Annotated in this window: 14 protein-coding genes and 4 pseudogenes; 9 read left to right on the top strand and 9 right to left on the bottom strand. The window is 68.0% G+C overall.

The window, feature by feature from the left end; all coding sequences use genetic code 11:
* Window positions 1-418 precede the first annotated feature (418 nt).
* A complete protein-coding gene (locus H293_RS0147115; protein WP_020124725.1) occupies window positions 419-1,117 on the bottom strand; it encodes an SDR family oxidoreductase in 699 nt (232 codons plus the stop codon).
* A 128-nt stretch (window positions 1,118-1,245) separates the two neighbouring features.
* Window positions 1,246-1,518: a CoA transferase gene (locus H293_RS58115; RefSeq protein ID WP_397896488.1), complete on the bottom strand. Its 273-nt coding sequence runs from the start codon at window positions 1,516-1,518 to the stop codon at window positions 1,246-1,248.
* 1,090 nt (window positions 1,519-2,608) lie between these two features.
* Here H293_RS58115 and H293_RS52065 point away from each other — a divergent pair.
* The 3 genes from H293_RS52065 to H293_RS0147100 all read left to right on the top strand — a co-directional run bounded on the left by H293_RS52065 (window position 2,609) and on the right by H293_RS0147100 (window position 5,163).
* The gene (locus tag H293_RS52065) at window positions 2,609-3,154 is read left to right on the top strand and encodes a TetR/AcrR family transcriptional regulator (protein WP_020124724.1); all 546 of its coding nucleotides are present in this window, start codon (window positions 2,609-2,611) and stop codon (window positions 3,152-3,154) included.
* A gap of 528 nt (window positions 3,155-3,682) precedes the next feature.
* The gene (locus H293_RS0147105) at window positions 3,683-4,723 is read left to right on the top strand and encodes an NAD(P)-dependent alcohol dehydrogenase (RefSeq protein ID WP_020124723.1); all 1,041 of its coding nucleotides are present in this window, start codon (window positions 3,683-3,685) and stop codon (window positions 4,721-4,723) included.
* Between the two features lie 5 nt (window positions 4,724-4,728).
* Window positions 4,729-5,163 carry a MerR family transcriptional regulator gene (locus tag H293_RS0147100; protein WP_020124722.1) on the top strand — a complete coding sequence of 145 codons (435 nt, stop codon included), beginning with the start codon at window positions 4,729-4,731 and terminating at the stop codon, window positions 5,161-5,163.
* 691 nt (window positions 5,164-5,854) lie between these two features.
* Here the strand turns inward: H293_RS0147100 and H293_RS52060 are convergent.
* Window positions 5,855-6,247 (bottom strand): DUF6233 domain-containing protein, encoded by a 393-nt coding sequence (locus H293_RS52060; protein ID WP_020124721.1) that lies wholly within the window; start codon window positions 6,245-6,247, stop codon window positions 5,855-5,857.
* An 86-nt stretch (window positions 6,248-6,333) separates the two neighbouring features.
* On the opposite strand from H293_RS52060, the pseudogene H293_RS53485 reads away from it, so the two are divergent.
* Window positions 6,334-7,272: pseudogene (locus H293_RS53485) on the top strand (DNA polymerase Y family protein).
* A 65-nt stretch (window positions 7,273-7,337) separates the two neighbouring features.
* Here the strand turns inward: H293_RS53485 and H293_RS0147085 are convergent.
* Window positions 7,338-8,066, bottom strand: a complete 729-nt coding sequence (locus tag H293_RS0147085) for an anti-sigma factor antagonist (protein WP_020124720.1) — start codon at window positions 8,064-8,066, stop codon at window positions 7,338-7,340.
* A gap of 127 nt (window positions 8,067-8,193) precedes the next feature.
* Here H293_RS0147085 and H293_RS0147080 point away from each other — a divergent pair, with 127 nt between their 5' ends.
* Window positions 8,194-8,541, top strand: coding sequence for a helix-turn-helix transcriptional regulator (locus H293_RS0147080; RefSeq protein ID WP_020124719.1), 348 nt, complete (start codon window positions 8,194-8,196; stop codon window positions 8,539-8,541).
* Between the two features lie 26 nt (window positions 8,542-8,567).
* Here the strand turns inward: H293_RS0147080 and H293_RS61130 are convergent.
* Window positions 8,568-8,837, bottom strand: a pseudogene (locus tag H293_RS61130) (IS110 family transposase); the annotation flags it as partial.
* A 360-nt stretch (window positions 8,838-9,197) separates the two neighbouring features.
* Between H293_RS61130 and H293_RS0147075 the strand changes: the two are divergent.
* Window positions 9,198-9,908, top strand: a complete 711-nt coding sequence (locus H293_RS0147075) for a GNAT family N-acetyltransferase (RefSeq protein WP_259294732.1) — start codon at window positions 9,198-9,200, stop codon at window positions 9,906-9,908.
* A 285-nt stretch (window positions 9,909-10,193) separates the two neighbouring features.
* Window positions 10,194-11,000 (top strand): DUF2382 domain-containing protein, encoded by an 807-nt coding sequence (locus tag H293_RS0147070; protein WP_020124717.1) that lies wholly within the window; start codon window positions 10,194-10,196, stop codon window positions 10,998-11,000.
* A gap of 910 nt (window positions 11,001-11,910) precedes the next feature.
* Here H293_RS0147070 and H293_RS61125 read toward each other — a convergent pair.
* Window positions 11,911-12,341, bottom strand: a pseudogene (locus H293_RS61125) (helix-turn-helix domain-containing protein); the annotation flags it as partial.
* Window positions 12,342-12,554: 213 nt separating this feature from the next.
* Here H293_RS61125 and H293_RS0147055 point away from each other — a divergent pair.
* Window positions 12,555-13,355, top strand: a complete 801-nt coding sequence (locus H293_RS0147055; protein WP_020124714.1) for an alpha/beta fold hydrolase — start codon at window positions 12,555-12,557, stop codon at window positions 13,353-13,355.
* A 680-nt stretch (window positions 13,356-14,035) separates the two neighbouring features.
* Here the strand turns inward: H293_RS0147055 and H293_RS0147050 are convergent.
* Window positions 14,036-14,971 (bottom strand): alpha/beta hydrolase, encoded by a 936-nt coding sequence (locus H293_RS0147050; RefSeq protein WP_472727888.1) that lies wholly within the window; start codon window positions 14,969-14,971, stop codon window positions 14,036-14,038.
* An 87-nt stretch (window positions 14,972-15,058) separates the two neighbouring features.
* On the opposite strand from H293_RS0147050, the gene H293_RS0147045 reads away from it, so the two are divergent.
* Entirely contained in the window at window positions 15,059-15,493 is a 435-nt protein-coding gene (locus tag H293_RS0147045; protein ID WP_020124712.1) for a MarR family winged helix-turn-helix transcriptional regulator, read from the top strand.
* A 75-nt stretch (window positions 15,494-15,568) separates the two neighbouring features.
* Here the strand turns inward: H293_RS0147045 and H293_RS52050 are convergent.
* A pseudogene (locus tag H293_RS52050) lies at window positions 15,569-16,675 on the bottom strand (IS630 family transposase); the annotation flags it as partial.
* Between the two features lie 83 nt (window positions 16,676-16,758).
* A partial coding sequence (locus H293_RS0147035) for an IS256 family transposase (protein ID WP_033416737.1) occupies window positions 16,759-17,254 on the bottom strand: 496 nt, incomplete at its 5' end.

The following is a 17,254-nucleotide window of genomic DNA, read 5'->3' as shown; positions in this document are numbered from 1 at the left end:
CATCGCGTCGACCAGCGGCGCGAACTCGTCGATCTTCCTGGGCACTACCTGGCCACTGGCCGAACGGCGCGGTGGTGTCGCCGGACCCGCGAGGTACTTGCGGACCGTCTTGCGGTCCAGCCCCGTCTCACGGGCGATCTCCGACAGGCTCATCGCCCCGGACTCCAACAGCCCACGAAACCGCCGAAGTTCCGACCACCGCTGCGGATCCAAGACCACTGTCGACCACCCCCTGCCGCAGCACACCGACTACGCAGCAGAGTGCCGACCAGGATCCCTCAACACATCCGCAACTGGCCGCATTCGCCCGTACGTGGGTGGGGACGTTCAGGTGTACGCCGACACCGCACGGCGGTCCTGAGTGGTGCCGGGCCGCCATCCCCACGTGGTCCGGCACCACGGCAGGAGCGAGGGGAGATCACCAGGGCAGGACCTGGTTCTCGTAGTCGACGAAGTGCAGCCCCTTCTGGCCGGCGCGCGCCTCCAGGGTGTTCACGACGCCGGGGATGCTCTCGTCGATCTCCAGCAGGGCACCGGGGCCGCCGAGCCCGGTGCGCACCCAGCCGGGGTTGATCAGCAGTAGGGTGCGCGGGTCGTCGGCGTTGCGGGCGGCGTAGCTGCGCATGAGCTGGTTAAGGGCGGACTTGCTGGCCCGGTAGACCTCGTTGCCGCCGTTGGTGTTCATGGTCAGACTGCCCTGGCGGGAGGACATGACGGCGATCATTCCGGTCTCCACGACCATCGGGCCGAGCGTCTCGATCACCCGCATGGGGCTGAGCGCGTTGGTGACCAGGACCTCCGTGAACGACTCGGTGGTGACCTCGCTGACGGGGATGTTCGCGTGGGCGATGCCCGCGTTGACGAAAAGCAGGTCCAGGTCGCGTTCCGACAGCCGGTCGCGCAGGGCGGAGATCTGTTCCGGTTTCGTGGTGTCCACGTGCTCCACGGTCACCCGGTCGTCCGAGGAGTCGGCCAGGTCGTGCAGGCCCGTGCGTCGGTCGCCTCGCACCGTGCCGATGACGTCCCAGCCGCGTTGCGCGAGTTCGGTGGCCAGCGCGAGCCCCAGGGTCCGGGAGGCGCCGATGACGAGGGCAGTCTTGTGGTTCGACTCTTGCACCGGGATCTTCCTTCGCTCCGACGGTGTTCACCGCATTTCGGTCCACCGTGTCTCGAAAGATACGGGTTTCGGGGCACGGTGTCCAGTTAATCGATGCGGTGGGAAGGAGTGAATGTTCCACCGCTCGGCTACCGGGCCGGTGGGCCGGGGTGGGCTGGTGCGCGAGAACCGGGGCGCGGGCGCCGGTTGGGTGACTCCGGCGATCTGGTGAACGCTTCTCGCTGGGCGAGGCGAGGTGGGCGTGTGTGGGACGCCTCGTCGTAGGCGAGGACCGGTGTGGCGCAGGCGTCCGTGGCTGCGAACCGCTCGGTCCACTCGTCACGTGCGCGGGACGTGAATGCTGTCGTGAGCGCCAGACGGAGTTCCTGCCGCTGGGCCGAGTCCTCTGACTGTGGGGTGATTGCTCAACTCATCAAAAGGGTTCCGCCCGTTGAGGCAGGATCGTCACCAGGCGGGATCTGCCGACCGACCGCGGAAGCGGGCCGTGGGCGCCGGTGCTGATTGGACGCCGTCGCCTCCCGGGCGGCAGTCGCGGAAGATCTTCCACGTCTTCATGCGTAGGCCGGCGCGGACCTTGCAGTGTGAGCAGTTGTGCGCTTCCTTCGAGTCCTGAGTCCTGAAGTTCGATGGCGTCCCGCTTGGTGGTGTAGGGGATTTCCGCGGTTGGGGTGCGCGGGCTCTGCTCCCCGGGGTGCACAGTCTGCCGGTGTCTGGCTGCTCAACTGGCAGGGCGCCGTGTAACTGGCCCGGAGTGAACGGCAGTGCAAACCCAGCGAGTGCACAGTGGCCCTGTCCCAGCGTGTCAGGACCTGCAGGCCGTCGGCCTGTCCAGCCGCACCACGTCGAGCTGTTCTGACCCCGGTCCTCTCAGGCGCGCGGGTTGAGGTTGGGGCAGTGGTACGAGCGCGGCAGCGTGGCCTGCCGACGACTTCGGCTACCGGATCTTGTTGAGCAGGGCCAGCGGTTTGGGTGGTATTGCCCACGCTTGCCGACGGCAGGTGACAGTGCGAGCGTGATGCCCCTGACCAACGGTGACGCGGCGGTGTCTCCTGTCCGGGCATGTGCGGTCGAATGGGCTGGGTTCGCTTTTCGGGGCCCGGAGTGCCGTCCGAACGTGGGGAGAAGTTGATCACCGCCCGCGACCGGGCCAACTGGTTTTTCGAGCGCAGCGTGTTCAGCAGCAGCTGGTTCCGACGCCAGCTTCGGTCCAGCCCGCCATGCGGCGCCAGCAGGTAAGGCCCGACCTGAACTCGGGCACCCGTGGCTGGTACTCCCGCTGAATCCCGGTCGCCGAATTGACGGGCTGGCCGCCCTCTGCCGATTTTCAGGACATGTTTCCGCCGCGTTGTCCGGTTGATGGTCCGCTCGCCAGCATACTGATGGAGACCCAATATCGTGATTCAATCCACGCTGTCTCGGTATGATGTGGGTATGAGCGACCAGAGACCACGAACTGGACGACCTCGCAGCGAGCAAGCGAGAACAGCGGTCTTGCACGCAGTCGACGACCTGCTGGTCGAGGTCGGCTATGCGGCATTGACAATGAAAGGTATCGCCGAACGGGCAGGTGTCGGTCGCCAGACTGTCTACCGCTGGTGGTCGACCAAAGCGGAGATCTTGTTCGAGGCAGCCATCACCGACGCGATAAAAGAACTCATCAAACAACCTCAGCCGACCACACTCGAAGACGTGATCACCTATCTCGAAGCCGTTGAGGGCTTCTTGACGACTTCACCCGCGGGCGCCGCCTATCGCGCGCTCTTGGGCGAAGCGCAGCACGACTCCGCCGTCGCGCAACTTGTCGGCTCGGCTGCTCTGTTCGATGGACCGGCTCGTGCAGTTCTGAGTCGCGGAATGAGCCGAGGTGACATTTCCTCGACGGCTCCCCTCGATGCGGCAATTGCGGTTTTGACCGGACCAGCCTTCTACCTGGCGGTGACCGGAGCCGACAAGCTAAGCATTCCTGCTCACGCGCTGGCCTCGGCGTTGCTCGCGGCTGTCCGTGAGCTGTCGCCCATGGCGCCCACGGACGCATGACGGTGCGTAAGGCGCCGGAACCCTGGCGGCCGACCGAGGTGTTCCGCTGCCCCGATTCCACCACCCGCCCCCAGCTGCGCATCGGAGACCTCCTCCTTCCCGGGGCGCAGTCGTTGAGGTGCAACAGATCACGGCGATTGACGTTCCGGACGTGAGGGGGCCCTTACCTGCGGCAGGAAACCTGTCGCACGGGCCGCGCAGCGGGGGTCGTTACACGTCCGTCCACGGGCGGGGCGTGCCGCCGGCCAGTGGCGTCCATACCAGCGCGGTGGGACTGTGCTGTTTGAGGTCTTCGAGCACGCACGCCCCCGTGCCAACATCCTGCGTACCGACATGGCCGTGCACTGGCTCACGCCCCAGGACAGCGACCTCGCCCAAGGGATCGCCGTAGTCGCACGCCCGGCAGGGTGGAGACCGTGACGGCCCCCGCAGCAACAGGCCTCCAACGAGCTGAGACGCGGTAGCTCACCTTCCGCGATGATCGGCGGATCTGTCCTGGAGTGCGCTCCAGGTTCTAGCGTTGGCGCCATGCGTGAGACCACCGGTTATGCGGCTTTCGGGCCCAGCCAAGAACTGCAGCCCTACACCTTCGAGCGACGCGACCTGCGTCCGGACGACGTCGCCGTCCGGGTTCTGTTCTGCGGCATCTGCCACAGCGACGTGAGTGCGGTCGAGAAGCTCCCGGCCGGTTCCGGCCCCTTCGTTCCCGGCCACGAGTTCGTCGGCGAAGTCACGGCCGTGGGCGCGGAGGTCACCCGGTTCCGGGTAGGTGACCCTGTGGTCGTCGGCAACATCGTCGACTCCTGCGGGGTGTGCCCGCCCTGCCTGGCCCACCGCGAGAGCTACTGCGTCGAATCCCCGACCACCACCTGGGGCGGCACCGACCGCCACGACGGAACCGTCACCCAGGGTGGGTATTCCGCCGAATACGTGGCCCGGGACGCGTTCGTCTACCACCGTCCGGGCCATCTCGACCCCGCCGCCGTCGCACCCCTGATGTGCGCGGGCGTCACTACGTTCGGCGCCCTGCGGCAGGCTGGTGTCGGGCCCGGCGACCGGGTCGGCATCGTGGGGCTCGGCGGGCTCGGCCATCTCGCGGTGAAGTTCGCGGTCGCGCTGGGCGCGCACGTCACCGTGTTCACCACCTCGGACGCGAAGGTGGCGGCGGCCCGCGCTCTGGGTGCCCACGACGTGGTGTTGTCGACCGACGACGCCGCCATGGCGGCGGTGGGGCCGACCCTCGACTACGTCCTGGACACCGCGTCCGGCCAGCACGACCCGTCGCCCTACCTGCGTACGCTGCGCCTCGACGGCACGCTGTGCATGCTCAGCGTCCAGGGCCGCTACGAGCTGGAGCCGATGGCCCTGCTCGGCCGGTCGATGACGCTGTCGGCGTCGGCTGGCACGGTTCGTACCCAGGAGATGCTGGACTTCTGCGCGGCACACGGCATTGTCGCCGACGTCGAGGTCCTTCCGCTGACCGAGGTGAACACCGCGTTCGGGCGGTTGGAGAAGAACGACGTCCGGTACCGCTTCGTGCTCGCCGTGGCCGAAGACGGCCCAGCGTGAGCGGTATGACGGCGCGCGACGCGGTGGGCATCCGCGAGGTATCCGAGCAGACCGGCCTGAGCGTGGACACCTTGCGCTGGTACGAACGCCAGGGGCTGCTGCCCGTCGTGGGCCGCCGCGCCGACGGCCGACGACGGTACTCCGCTTACGCCGTGGGGTTCGTCAAGCTCGTCCAGGTGCTGCGGCGTACCGGCATGCCGGTGGCCGAGGTTCGTGAGTTCGTCCGGCTGGGCGACGGCGGCCTTGCGCGCCACGCGTCTCGGCTGGCGATGCTGGAACGGCACGCCGCCGTCATCGAGGAACGGATGGCGCAGCTACAGGCGGACTACGCCGCGGTCCAGGACCAGGCCGCCCAGTACCGCGACATGATTGCGCATGGTCAGGACTGCGAGGACCGGTTGGCCGAGCAGCAAGGCGCCGAGTCGCTGCGGCGCCGATAGCCGGTGCTTTGTCAACGGCGGTCTGTCAAGGCGGGGCCAGATCGAGACTCAGTGGTGGAGCTGTGGCTGACATCACCGATCAGTTCCCGTAGCTGTGCGAGTGCGGACGTGCTGGACCAGGCTCTCCATCAGTGCTGCGGATCGCCAGACTTCCCTTCGGGAATGCGGCCCGTGCCACCCGCACTGTCTCCGCCGGGATCTCTCCCGTCCCCTCCGTCGACAACAACACCCCTACCCCACCCCAAACGACAACGTCGGCCTTCAAGACCACAACCAGGTCTTGAAGGCCGACGTCACGCACGGGCCCGAATTAACCAACAGCGTCCGGAATCCCGGTCAGGGCCACATGCGTATGCCCGTGCTTCACACCCGGTGGGGAGCGCGACGGCGCCGACTGATGCCGGCGTCTTCTGCGGGCGGGTGCTGACGAAGCGCACGGTCGATCCCCAACCGGTCTGCACTGACTCTATGCACCACTGGCAGAGGGGTGACCCGCCGGAGCCGTAGCGGTGGGTCTTGCGCTGGCATTCGGCGCAGAGGCCTACCTTGTCGCCTGAGCAGACCAGGGCGGACGGGTCCGGTTCGGTTATGGGTGGGGGAGTGGTCGTGGCGGGGTCCGTTCCGGGTGGCGCGTATGAGCCGTCCCGTGGTCAGAGTAACGGGGCTCTTGGCGCGGCTGTTCGAGCCGCGCTCAGCGGCCGCGACGCGTTCGCCGGGGCTGCCGCGCCGCGGAGGCCGGGGCGGCTAAGTCGATGATGTGGAGCTGGGTGTCGGGCTGGCAGTGGGTGCAGGCGCGCAGGCCGTCGGCCAGGAGGCGGCGGGCCTCGTCACGGCTGATCGGGCGACGGCGCGAGCCGATCATGTGGCAGTGGCCGGCGTGGACCTGGACGGGCGGCTTGCTGGTGCCGATGCCGACCTCGACGACCCACTCCGCAGGCTGTGGCCGCCGCCTGCGCCCCCGCTCCTCTTCCGCCTGTCGGCGTTCCAGGCGGGCGATCTCGGCGTCGATGCGGTGCAGCCATAGGGCGTGCCAGATCCGCAGGGTGCGCAGGCGGTCCAGGTCGGGCGGCAGATCATCGAACACGTTTTTGATTCTATGCTCATGATCACGACTCGCGCCCTCGCGTGTTCGATTTTATGTTCGATAACGTGATGGGGGAGGTGAGCACGATGAGCACACGGGCGACGGTGGACGGGCAGGGCGTGGTGATGCATGTGCGCTGTCCGGACCGGCTGCCGGAAGAGGCCTACCGGCAGGTGCTGGAGGAGCTGGCCGGTTGTCCCCGGTGGTGCAGGCGCTGCCGCCGACCGCGGCCCTGGTGGACCTGCGCGGTGCTCTGAGCTACCACGGCGTTGATGCCCGCCGGCTGGGGGAGGTGTTGCGGATTAGGACGCTCTCCCGCCTCGGCATCGACGTCCGCGTCGGCATCGGCCCGTCCATTACGGTCGCCGCGACTGCGTCTGGGCAGGTCCCCGGGCCGGGCGGGGTTCTGGCCATTACCCCCGGGGAGGTCTCCGGCTGGCTCGGGGATCTGCCGGTCGAGGCTCTGCACGGGATCGGGCCGCGGCAGGCCGCCGTCCTGCGGGACTACGGCGTGCACTGCGTGGGTCTGCTCGCTGTCGTCCCGTCGGTCACGGTGCAGCGTCTGCTGGGTGGGAAGGCCGGCCGCCTGGCCGCCGACCGGGCCCGCGGTATCGACCCCCGCCCCGTCGTTCCCCGCGCTCTGCCCGCCACGGCGAGTGTGCGCTACCGCTTCGATGAGCACACCCTGGACGGCGCCGTGGTCCGCGCCGCCCTGCTCGAGCTGGTGGTCCGGCTCGGTACCCGGCTGCGCGGCCGCGGCCAGGCGGCCCGCGCCCTGACCTTGTCGCTGAAGTTTGCCGGCGGCGGCAGCTGGGACAAGACCCGCCGCCTGTCCGCGCCCTCCGCCCACGAGGACGACCTGCGCCAACTCGCCTACCAGCTGATGGACGGCGCCGGCCTGCAGCGCGGCCGCCTCTGACACCCGCGAGAACCGCCTCGCCGCGGAAACGGCCATCGACCGGGTCCGCGACAAGTTCGGCCCACGCGTGATCGGCCCGGCCGCCGTCTTCCGCCGCGCCTCATAACACTTCGCCCCCCGACGTGCTCCTGCCGGAGGTAGATCCGTGCTGCTGGACCCGCCAGGATCGCTTCAGAGGGGCAGGCTGCCGTGTTCGTGCAGGGCCTGCGCGAGGTGACTGGCGAGTGGCTCGGGCAGGTTGTGGCCATGCACGGTGTCCATGAGTGTTTCGGCGATCAGGTGGAGTTTGGTGTTGCTGCTCTGTGAGGTGCTCACCAGGACGTTCCATGCCTGCTCGGCGCTGATGCTGTAGGAGGCCATGAGGATGCCGCGGGCGATGTCGATGGCCGGGCGGGTCTGCATGGCGCGTCGCAGTTGATCGTTTTCCGTCTTCATGCCGTCGGCGGTCGGGTCCGCGCCGAACGAGGCCCCGGCGTCTGCAGGGTGGGGGGTTTGCGAAGTGTCCGTCGCGGTGAGCACGTTGACAGTGCCCGTCAGTTCGAGCAGGCGCAGTACAGCCGGGCTGGAGACGCGGACAGTGAGGGTTTTGGCGGCCTCGCGGGCACGACGGCGCACGTGCAGGAGGATGTCGAGTCCTGAGCAGTCGCAGAATCCGATTTCGGCGAGGTCGACGTCCACGCCGTCCGCTGACTGGTCCAGCGCGTCCTGCAGGACCTGTCCCAGTGCGGGGCTGCTGTTGAAGTCGATCTCACCGGACGCCGTGATCAGGGTGTGCCGACCGTGCGCGTCGGCGTGGACGGTCAGCGACAGCGGGGGGATGGAGGAGACGGGGCGCCGTTCGGCGTCGCAGTCGGTGCACAGCTCCTGGTCGCCTGGCAGGGCGGTTGCCTGTTCGGACATGGTGGCTCCCGCGTCCGTCCTTTCGTGCTTCTTCCAGCATTTCCCACCCTCGGCTTCCACGTCAACCGATACATAAAAAGCAAGTCGTGCTTTTGAAAGCGTGAATCGTCCGCCCTACTCTGTGGGTATGGACGGAGTCGCGGAGCCGTATGCGGGTTGGACGTTTCTGATCAATCACGCGCGGGTGCTGGCCGCCGTCGCCGAGGACGACACCACCCGTATCCGTGACGTAGCTGTCCGCTGCCGGCTGACCGAGCGAGCGGTCCAGCGGATCATCGCCGACCTCGAAGCGGGCGGCTACCTCACCCACATCCGCCAGGGCCGTTCCAACCTCTACCGGGTCTCTGCCGACACCGTCCTGCGCCATCCAGCCGACGGTGAGGCGACCGTCGCGGGCCTGCTGGCCCTGATGGCCCGCCATGACCGTGTCGGCACCGCCGCCCCCGCCCACGCGGAACCGGACAGCCGACGCTGAGCATCACCGATTCCTCATGCTGTCTGTCAAGCCACAAGGAGCGGTGGAGGTGTCGGTTCGTAGCACCGTCCGTCGCGTAGGAGTGCCCAGAGAACGTTGACGCGGCGGCGGGCGAGGACGAGGACGGCTTGGATGTGGCGCTTGCCCCCGGCGTGTTCGCGGTCGTAGAACCGGCGGGAGTTCTCGCAGTACTGGATGCTGAACAGCGCCGAGATGCAGAAGACACGTCGGAGTCTGCGGTTGTAGCACCGAGGTCGGCGCAAGTTGCCGCTGATCTTCCCGGAGTCGCGGGGAATACCCAGGCAGTCGGGAGTAGCGCAGATCGTCGGCCGGATTCATTGGTGTGCAGCACTGCTTGCTTGCTCTCGGGCGACCCGAGACTCGCAGAATGGTCCCGTGCTGAGCATCGGGAGCTTTACGCTGGTCACCGGCCTGTCGATCACTGCGTTGCGGCATGAGGGGCATGGCACCGGCCGGTTCGTCCGGCCGGGGCCATGCCGTCGTTCGGGCCATGCCCGGGACGGCACGGGCGCCTTCGGCCGACGGGCCTGGACCCGCGCGGCATATGGGCAGTGGTCCGGCCGAGCGCTCAGATGCATCCCTGGGGAGCGCGTCGGGTCCGGGGCGGCTGCGGCGGGTAGATCTCGGGGATGGCGATGAAGAAGAGGACGAAGCCGGCCCGGCTGACGCGCAAGCAGTTGCTGGAGGGTGTGCCCGGGCCCGATGGCGGGTGCATCGGGTTCGCGGCACCAGGAGAGGCCGGCTCTGTGACCACGCTGCTGAAGGCGGCCGCCGATGATCTGGAGACTGGTCACCTCGACGCCCTTGCCCGTGGGCAGTGCGGGACGTGGCTGCTGGACGCCCTTGATGGTGTCGACCTCGGAGAGCCGTTGGTGAGGGCAGCGGCAGCCGGGGACCTGCAGCGGGCGGCGGGGGAGCTGTCCCTGCCGCTGGTCGCGAGGGACAGCGAGGGACATGTCCTCGGCGCGCTGCTTGCGGTGCCTTCGGGGGTGGTCGTGGCCGGGCTCGCCCGGCTGCCGGGCAGCCAGCAGGTCGTCCTGCTGTCGATGCTGACGTACGCGAAGATCAAGGCGGTGGCCGTGTCCGAGGACGCCCGCGGGCGCGGCATCGGGGCGGCACTGCTTCAGTGGTGCGCGCAGGTGTACTGGCAGCTGGACTACACCCTGCTGTTCGGTGAGTTCGACACCGAACGGAACCTGGGCCGGTACTACACGCGGCAGGGCTTCAGCGTGCTGGGCCCGGGGCAGACGATCGACGTCGGCTCCCTGCTGACGGGCAGCCCGCTGCATCTTGGAGCAGGGCCGGGCCTGACTTTCTTCCACCGGTGGCAGCCGCAAGAGGCGTAACGGATGCGCCGGGGCGACATCCGCGGACGCCGTCAGGGCGAAAGGGTGCAAAACGGGCGGTGTGAGCTGTGTGTCTGTGCGCGAAAGGGACACCCGGAAGCGGTGACAGCACGGCCGCCTCACAAACCGCGGGCGCCATCGCTGTCCTGGGTCCGGCCAAGCCGGGACGCCAGCATCAGCATTCCATCAGCCCGGCTGCTGGGGATCGGGTCCCGGTCTCGCGCCACCGGCAGCGGGTGAGCCGGATCGTGAGCCGAACGCAAACGACAGAGAGGGTGGGTAACTGTGATCACCCACGAGCAGATCCCGACTGTGCTGGACCACCCGGTCTACGACACGGACGGCAACAAGATCGGCGACGCCAAGCACGTCTTCCTCGACGACACCACCGGCCAGCCCGAATGGGTGAGCGTCAAGACCGGCATGTTCGGTACCAGCGAGTCCTTCGTACCGATCCATGACGCCTCCGTCGTGGAGGACCATCTGGAGGTTCCCTACCCCAAGGACAGGGTCAAGGATGCGCCGAACGTCGACGTCGACGCGGGCGGCCACCTCTCCGAGGACGAGGAGCACCGCCTGTACGAGCACTACGGCATCGACTGGGACGCGGCCTGGCAGCAGGCCAACCAGCCCGGCACGGCCAGCTGGGCCCGCACCGACACCGCAGAGACGACTGGCATGCCATCCTCCGCGGACACCGGCGTGGCCGGTGATGACGCCATGACGCGCTCGGAGGAACGCATGCACGTCGGCACCGAGCGCCGCGAGGCGGGCCGGGCCCGGCTGCGCAAATACGTCGTCACCGAAGAGGTGCAGCAGACCGTTCCGGTACGCCATGAGGAGGTCCGCGTCGAGCGCGAGCCGATCACGGACGCCAACCGGGACGCCGCCCTGTCCGGGTCCGACATCACCGAGGCCGAGCACGAGGTCACCCTCCACGAGGAACGCCCCGTGACCCAGACCGAGACGGTGCCGGTGGAGCGAGTGCGGATGACGACCGACGAGCACACGGAAGAGGAGACGGTGCGCGGCCAGGTCCGCAAGGAGCAGATCGACACCGAAGGCGTCGACGACGACCGGCCCGACCGGTAACTGAAAGCCCGCCAGCCCCAACTGCCGGACACACGCCGACAAGCCGGCCAAGCCGCCGCCGTGACGCACCCAGGTCGCGACAGTGCGGGTATCCCGAGCGCCGCAGCTGAAGCCCTTGCCCGAGTACTGCGCCGGGCCGGTGTCCTGATCTGGTCCGTTCGGGGTACTCGCGCGCTCACACGGCGGGCCACTGCCCGGCCCGCCGTCATGGACCAAGCTAGAAGACGGGACGTGATCGTCGTGTCGACCATGCAGCCACCCCCTGCCGACCGCCGCTGCCAGCGGCCGGCAGTACAAATGCCCGCCGCCTGCCCGGTCGACCACCGCCACGCAGAGCTGCAAATCCGACCCCTCCTCGTGGTCCTACCGCTCAGAAACCCTGGGCACCATCACCGCAGGGAGCACCTCGTCCGGGGTCGCCACCAGTGGGACACTGACCGTCAAGTGCCCGTGATACGGGCGTGACGCGGCGTCTCCAGCGCCCCATACGTTCCTCTCACCGCGCCGGAGGCGCTGATGCCCACTACAGGACTGCGCGACCAAATCAACCGGGCCCGCCGCCTGCTCGACGATCACCTGAGTCACCCAGACGCCCTGCGCCGCCAGGAACAGCGGCTGGCTGCCTGGGGCGAGCCAGCCGACGGCTTCCTTCAGACCGCCGGCTTCATCCTCGGCCTCGCTCTGTACCAGGTACAGCGCGACTCAGCCCGAGCTCCGCAAACGGGCGAGGCGTTGTGGCACAACGTCACCCGTCTCCTCGATCCAGAAGCAGCCAGGCCCGACCTCCTCGGCGGCCTCCCCACCGACCTGGACCCGGACACCCTCCGCCAGATCCAGGCTCTGCGCCTCGCCTCCGTCGGCATCTCCCCGGCCGCAGCCATCCGCTGGATACGCCTCCTGCGCACAGCACACGACGTCGCTGAAAACCAGTACACCGTGAGTGATCCGCGAGCAGGTCGGCATAGGCGAACATGTCAGCAAGCGTTCGTAATCGCCGGCCGGGGCGGTCGGGGACCGCGCACCCCCGCTCGGCCAGGAGAGTGCGTACCTCACCGATCGCACGGGTGATGGTGGAGCGGTCGACCCGAACAGCAGGCCCAGCACCGAGTGCGGCAGGTCGTGTCGCAGATGGATCAGCGTGGCCACCAGAGGGTCGACGAAGACCAGCTGGTGACGGGCGCCAGCTCCCGCGGCCCGCTTCCGGACCCCGCCGCGGGCAGCATGGCGACGACCCTCAACCCCGGCCTGTCAGGGCGGCGCCAACTCCTCCACCAGGAGCGCGAGATGACGCCGCGAGATCCCCGTGAACAGTCGATGCGCCAGCACTGCCCGATTGACCATGATCGCCACAGACGGATCATGCCACCGGCCAGGCGCAACGCCTCACCCGCTATCACGCATCAACTCGCTAGCTGAGATCATCATCACTACAGGGACAGAACGTTCGGTCTTGACTGAAACGGTGGTGTTGACGATGGTGAAAAGATAGAACGTTCTACTCTGCTTGGAGTGATGTTTCCCATGGCTCGTCGAATCCCTGTTCGTAGGACACTGGTGGCCACCAGCGCGGCCGCCCTCGTCGCGGTCGGTGCCGCGATGGCGGTGCCAGCCACCGCGTCCCCGGCCACGGCCACGCAGGAGGCCAAGCCGACAGTGGTGCTGGTGCACGGCGCCTTCGCCGACTCCTCCGGCTGGAAGGGAGTGATCGCTCGGCTGACTCACGACGGTTACCCGGTGCGAACGGTGTCGAACCCGCTGCGGGGCCTGCCCACGGACACCGCCGCCGCCAAGGATGTACTGCGCAGCATCCACGGTCCCATCGTGCTGGTCGGCCACTCGTACGGCGGCGCGGTGATCACTAACGCAGCGGCCGGCAACCCCAACGTCAAGGCGCTCGTGTACCTCGCGGCACTGGCTCCGGACGCGGGGGAAAAGGCGTACGGGCCGTCCGATGTCCCCATCGAACACCCGCTGCCGCCGCTGTCGGTGGATGAGGTTCCGACGGTGGCCGCGGATGGGACTGTCAGCGACGACCTGTACCTGCCGCAGGATGAGTTCCGGGAGAGGTTCGCCCCCGATGTCGATCCCGCAACCGCCGCGGCGATGGCCGCCACGCAGCGGCCGCTCGACAAGGGCGCGAACTCCTCGCTGAGCACCGCGGCGGCGTGGCGGACCATCCCGTCCTGGTATCTGGTCACCAAGGATGACCAGATAGGCTCGCCCGAATTGGAGCGCTTCTTTGCAAAGCGGGCCCACTCCCACACCGAGGAGATCGACTCCTCACACGCCGTCATGGTGAGCCACCCCGGCGCGGTCACGCATATGATCGAAGAGGCCGACTACGGGACGCGCTGAAGCGTTCACATCACACGTCCGCTAAGCGGATCGGCCGACGTGGCACCGGCCGCTCACCGCCCGGCCGGCCCTCGCAGTGCAGGACGGAGAACCCGTCGTAGTGGCTGGGCCCCACAGCGATCCGGATCACACGGGTAAGGTCCTCGCAGCGCGCCGCGCCGGGCACGAGCAGCCCGTTGCGGCACTGCTTTTGAGCAGTTGGATCGTTCCGAGCTGCCGCGCTGGGGCATCTACTCGCGGGTTAGGAAGCTCTCCCTCCGGAAACGGAGGGAGAGCGTGGCGCGGGGTGTGCCGCAGTGGCGGCATTCTGCGATGCGGCCGTGTCCAATTAATCCGTCAATCTTGCGGGCGCCGAACCCGGTCGCCTCCCACACCGGCGTGGCAAGTCCGTCGAGAACGCGTCGTTCGATGGTTGAGGCGTCCAAAGATGTGCCGAAGTCGGCGAGCAGCACCCAGCCGCGGCGCTGATGAACACTGATCCTTCGTTGTCTCGGCTCCAGGCAGATGCCCGTCTTGAGGGCCCCGAAGTCTGGATGGCGCACGGCGTAGACGGCAGCGGGCAATTCCGGTGATAGTCCCATGGCAGAGGAGATAGCAGAAGCGGGTCTGTAAAGCGAGCGGTGTAACTGGGGTTGGTGTGGCTAGTGCTGTGACCGCATAGGTTCGCCGGTTCGGATGCCTTACAGGTTGTTCACGTAGAAGCTGGTGAGTTGTTCGACGGCGGCGTCGACGTATGCGGGTTCGTCGTACATCTCGTAGTGGCCGGCGCCGTCGATCACCATGAGGTCGACGGGGTTGGGGGCCAGCTTCCACAGCTGCATGCCGGTGTCGTAGGAGCCGGTGTTGCCGATGCGTCCGGCGAGGACGACCTGGAGGGGCTGGGTCATGAGCCTATCGGCCAGGTGGAACGCGTCGTAGCCCAGCAGGAGGGAGTCGCTTCGCGAGAGGCGGCGGTTGGTGGAGTGCTCGTTGCCGCCACGCTCGGTGCGGTAGAAGGTGATCGCCTGGGTGGTGTCGATATCGGTCAGACCGGCCGCCACGGCGTCCTCCAGGGTGTCCGGAAGCCAGTTCACCCGGGTCATCTCGCCGGAGCGGGTCTCTTCGATGCGCGCGTCGGCGAGGGCGTCGAGTGCGGCGGCCGGGCCCTTGGGCTGGAAGCTGCGGAACGAGGTGCCCATGTTGCCGGGGACGACCGTGCCGACCGCTTTGATGCGGTGGTCGGTGCGGGCGGTGTGCACGGCGTAGCCGCCGCCGGCACAGATGCCGAGGACACCGATGCGCTGCGGGTCGATGCCGGGGGTCGTGGTGAGCGTGTCGATGGCGTAGGAGATGTCCTCACCGCGGAGGTAGGGGTCTTCGAGGTCGCGTGGCTCGCCGCCGCTCTGCCCCTGGTGGGCGGGGTCGAAGACGAGCGCTGCGATGCCGCGGGCGGCGAGGCGGGAGGCGTAGTTGGCGCCGATCTGCTCCTTGACGCTGCTGCCGGGCGTGGAGAGCACCACGGCGGGCAGCGGTGCGCTGCTGTCGGCGTTGTCGGGCAGGTGGAGGTCCGCGGCGAGGTTGATGGGACCGCGCGGGATCGTGAGGTGCTGAAGCATGGCTGGCTTCCTTCGTGAGATTGTTGTTCCATAGGAGTCCAGTACAAGACCACATCTTGTACGATCTGAAACTAATACGAAACCGTACCACCTGGAGCGGAGGATCGCGTGTCGGTCGACGGGGCGCAGCTGTGGACGCTGAACCAGCGGCTGCTGGCAGTCGTGATGGATGCCTGCACGGAGGAGCTGGCCGAGGTCGGGTTGGAGACGAAGGAGTTTTTCGTCCTGGCCGAGGTGGAGGCATCGCCGTACCCGGCCGAGATCGCGACCGCGCTACTGCTGCCCAAGGCGAGCGTGACGGTCTACGTCCGCAACCTCGTCACCAAGGGCTTCATCCGCCGCGAGATCGACGAGGCGGACCTGCGGCGTCATCGGCTCGTGCTGACCGACGAGGGCACGAAAGCACGCGATCGAGCCCTTGCAGCCCTCGCGGCGGAGTACGACCGCAGGTTGGCGAGGGTCACCCCCCAGGACCGCGTTGAGCTGCAACGCATCCTCAAAGCGATGCTCGCCTCGCCCGCGTCAGCCCGTATGCGCGAGTGATTCGTCTGTCCGGTGCTCTGCTGCACCTCCGGGCTGCGAACGCATGGATTCGTCAGACCGTTCAGGTTGGGACGGCAAGGGACGTCCGCCCCACCGGATGCCCTTCTCGCTTCGGATGCGGGCGCGTTCGCGACGCTGCGCCGCGAGGACGTCGGGGTGGCGGGCGTTGGCGTTACGCCAGCGCAGGTAGGCGTGCAGGGCCCGGGTCTGGACGTTGTGGTTGGGATGGTGGGAGTTGGCGATGGTGAACTGCCGCAGCGGTCCGAAGTGGGCTTCGATCGGGTTCGCCCAGGATGCATAGGTCGGGGTAAAGCACAGCTTGACCTTGTTCTTCTTCGCCCAGCGTTGGATATCGGCGCCTTTGTGGGCGGACAGGTTGTCCAGGATCACGTAGATCGGGGCGCCGTCTGGCCGGGCGGCACGGATCGACTTCAGCGCGGCCAGTGTGTTCCCGGCGCCCTTCCTTCGGCGGTTGATGCCCCACAGGGTGTCGTCGCCGACCGAGTAGCAGCCGTGGAAGTACCGCACGCCGTGGGTGCGGTGGTAGGTGGCGGGCAGCCGGTCGGGGCGCTTCTGCTCGGCCCAGCCCGAGCCCGCGGTGGGACGGATCCCGAGCGGGCCGAACTCGTCGAAGGCGAAGACCCGGTCGGGGAAGCGGTCAAGGACCTCCTCGATCCGGTCCAGTTTCGCCTCGCGGTCGGGGTCCGGGGATTCCTTCCACGTCTTGGTGCGCTGGAAGGTCACGCCGCGGCGGGCGAGCAGGCAGCGTAACGCCTCGCGGCCGATCCGGATCACGCGGCCGTGCACCTTCCGCAGGTAGGCGGCGAGTTTGCGGATTGACCACCGAGTGAAGGGCTGTCCGAGCTTGGTCGGGCGGGTGGTGGCCGTCTGGACGACGAAGTCCTCGTCGTCAGGACTGAGAAGGCGAGGACGGCCTCCCGCCCACCGAGGGTCCAGGCAGGCCAGGCCGATCGCGTTGAACCGGTGGATCACATCGCGCACGGTGTCCTCGTCGGCCTGCACCAGCTGTGCGATCACCGGCACCCGGTTCCCGCCGGCCGAGGCCAGCAGCATCATCGCGCGCCGGTACCGCACCGAACTGGTGCCGCCCCGGCGCACGATCTGCTCCAGCTTCTGCCCCTCATGGTCGGTCAACCTGCGCACACGGACAGGCTCAGCCACCACACTCCCAACGGTCGGATCGAACGTATCCGGACATCCAACCGCTGGAACTGCCGACCCGGCGAACCTTCCCGGTCAGAGCACTAGAGTTGGCCTGCGGTGAGGCGGCCGTCGAAGGCCAGGTCGAAGGCGTTCATGGCGCCCTTCCAGCGCATGGTCCAGCGTTTGCGGCCGGCGCCGGTTGGGTCGAGGCTCATGACAGCCATATAGACGCACTTGAGCGCGGCCTGCTCCGTGGGGAAGTGCCCGCGGGCACGGACGGCCTTGCGGATGCGGGCGTTGACGCTCTCGATGCTGTTGGTCGTGCACACAATGCGGCGTATTTCCGCGTCAAACTGAAGGAAAGGCGTGAACTCCGCCCAGCTGGACTCCCAGAGGCGGATGATCGCCGGGTATTTCTTGCCCCAGGTCTCGGCGAATTCCAGGAACCGTGTCGTGGCCGCGTCCTCGGTCGGCGCGGTGTAGACGGGCTTGAGCGCCTTCGCGATCTTGTCCCAGTCCTGTCGGGCCGCGTAACGGAACGAGGCCCGCAGGAGGTGCACTACACATGTTTGCACCACAGTTCGCGGCCAGACCTCA

It is taken from the genome of Streptomyces canus 299MFChir4.1, from assembly GCF_000383615.1.
GTDB classification, from domain to species: domain Bacteria; phylum Actinomycetota; class Actinomycetes; order Streptomycetales; family Streptomycetaceae; genus Streptomyces; species Streptomyces canus_C.
This window is presented reverse-complemented; position numbering and strand designations above follow the sequence as displayed.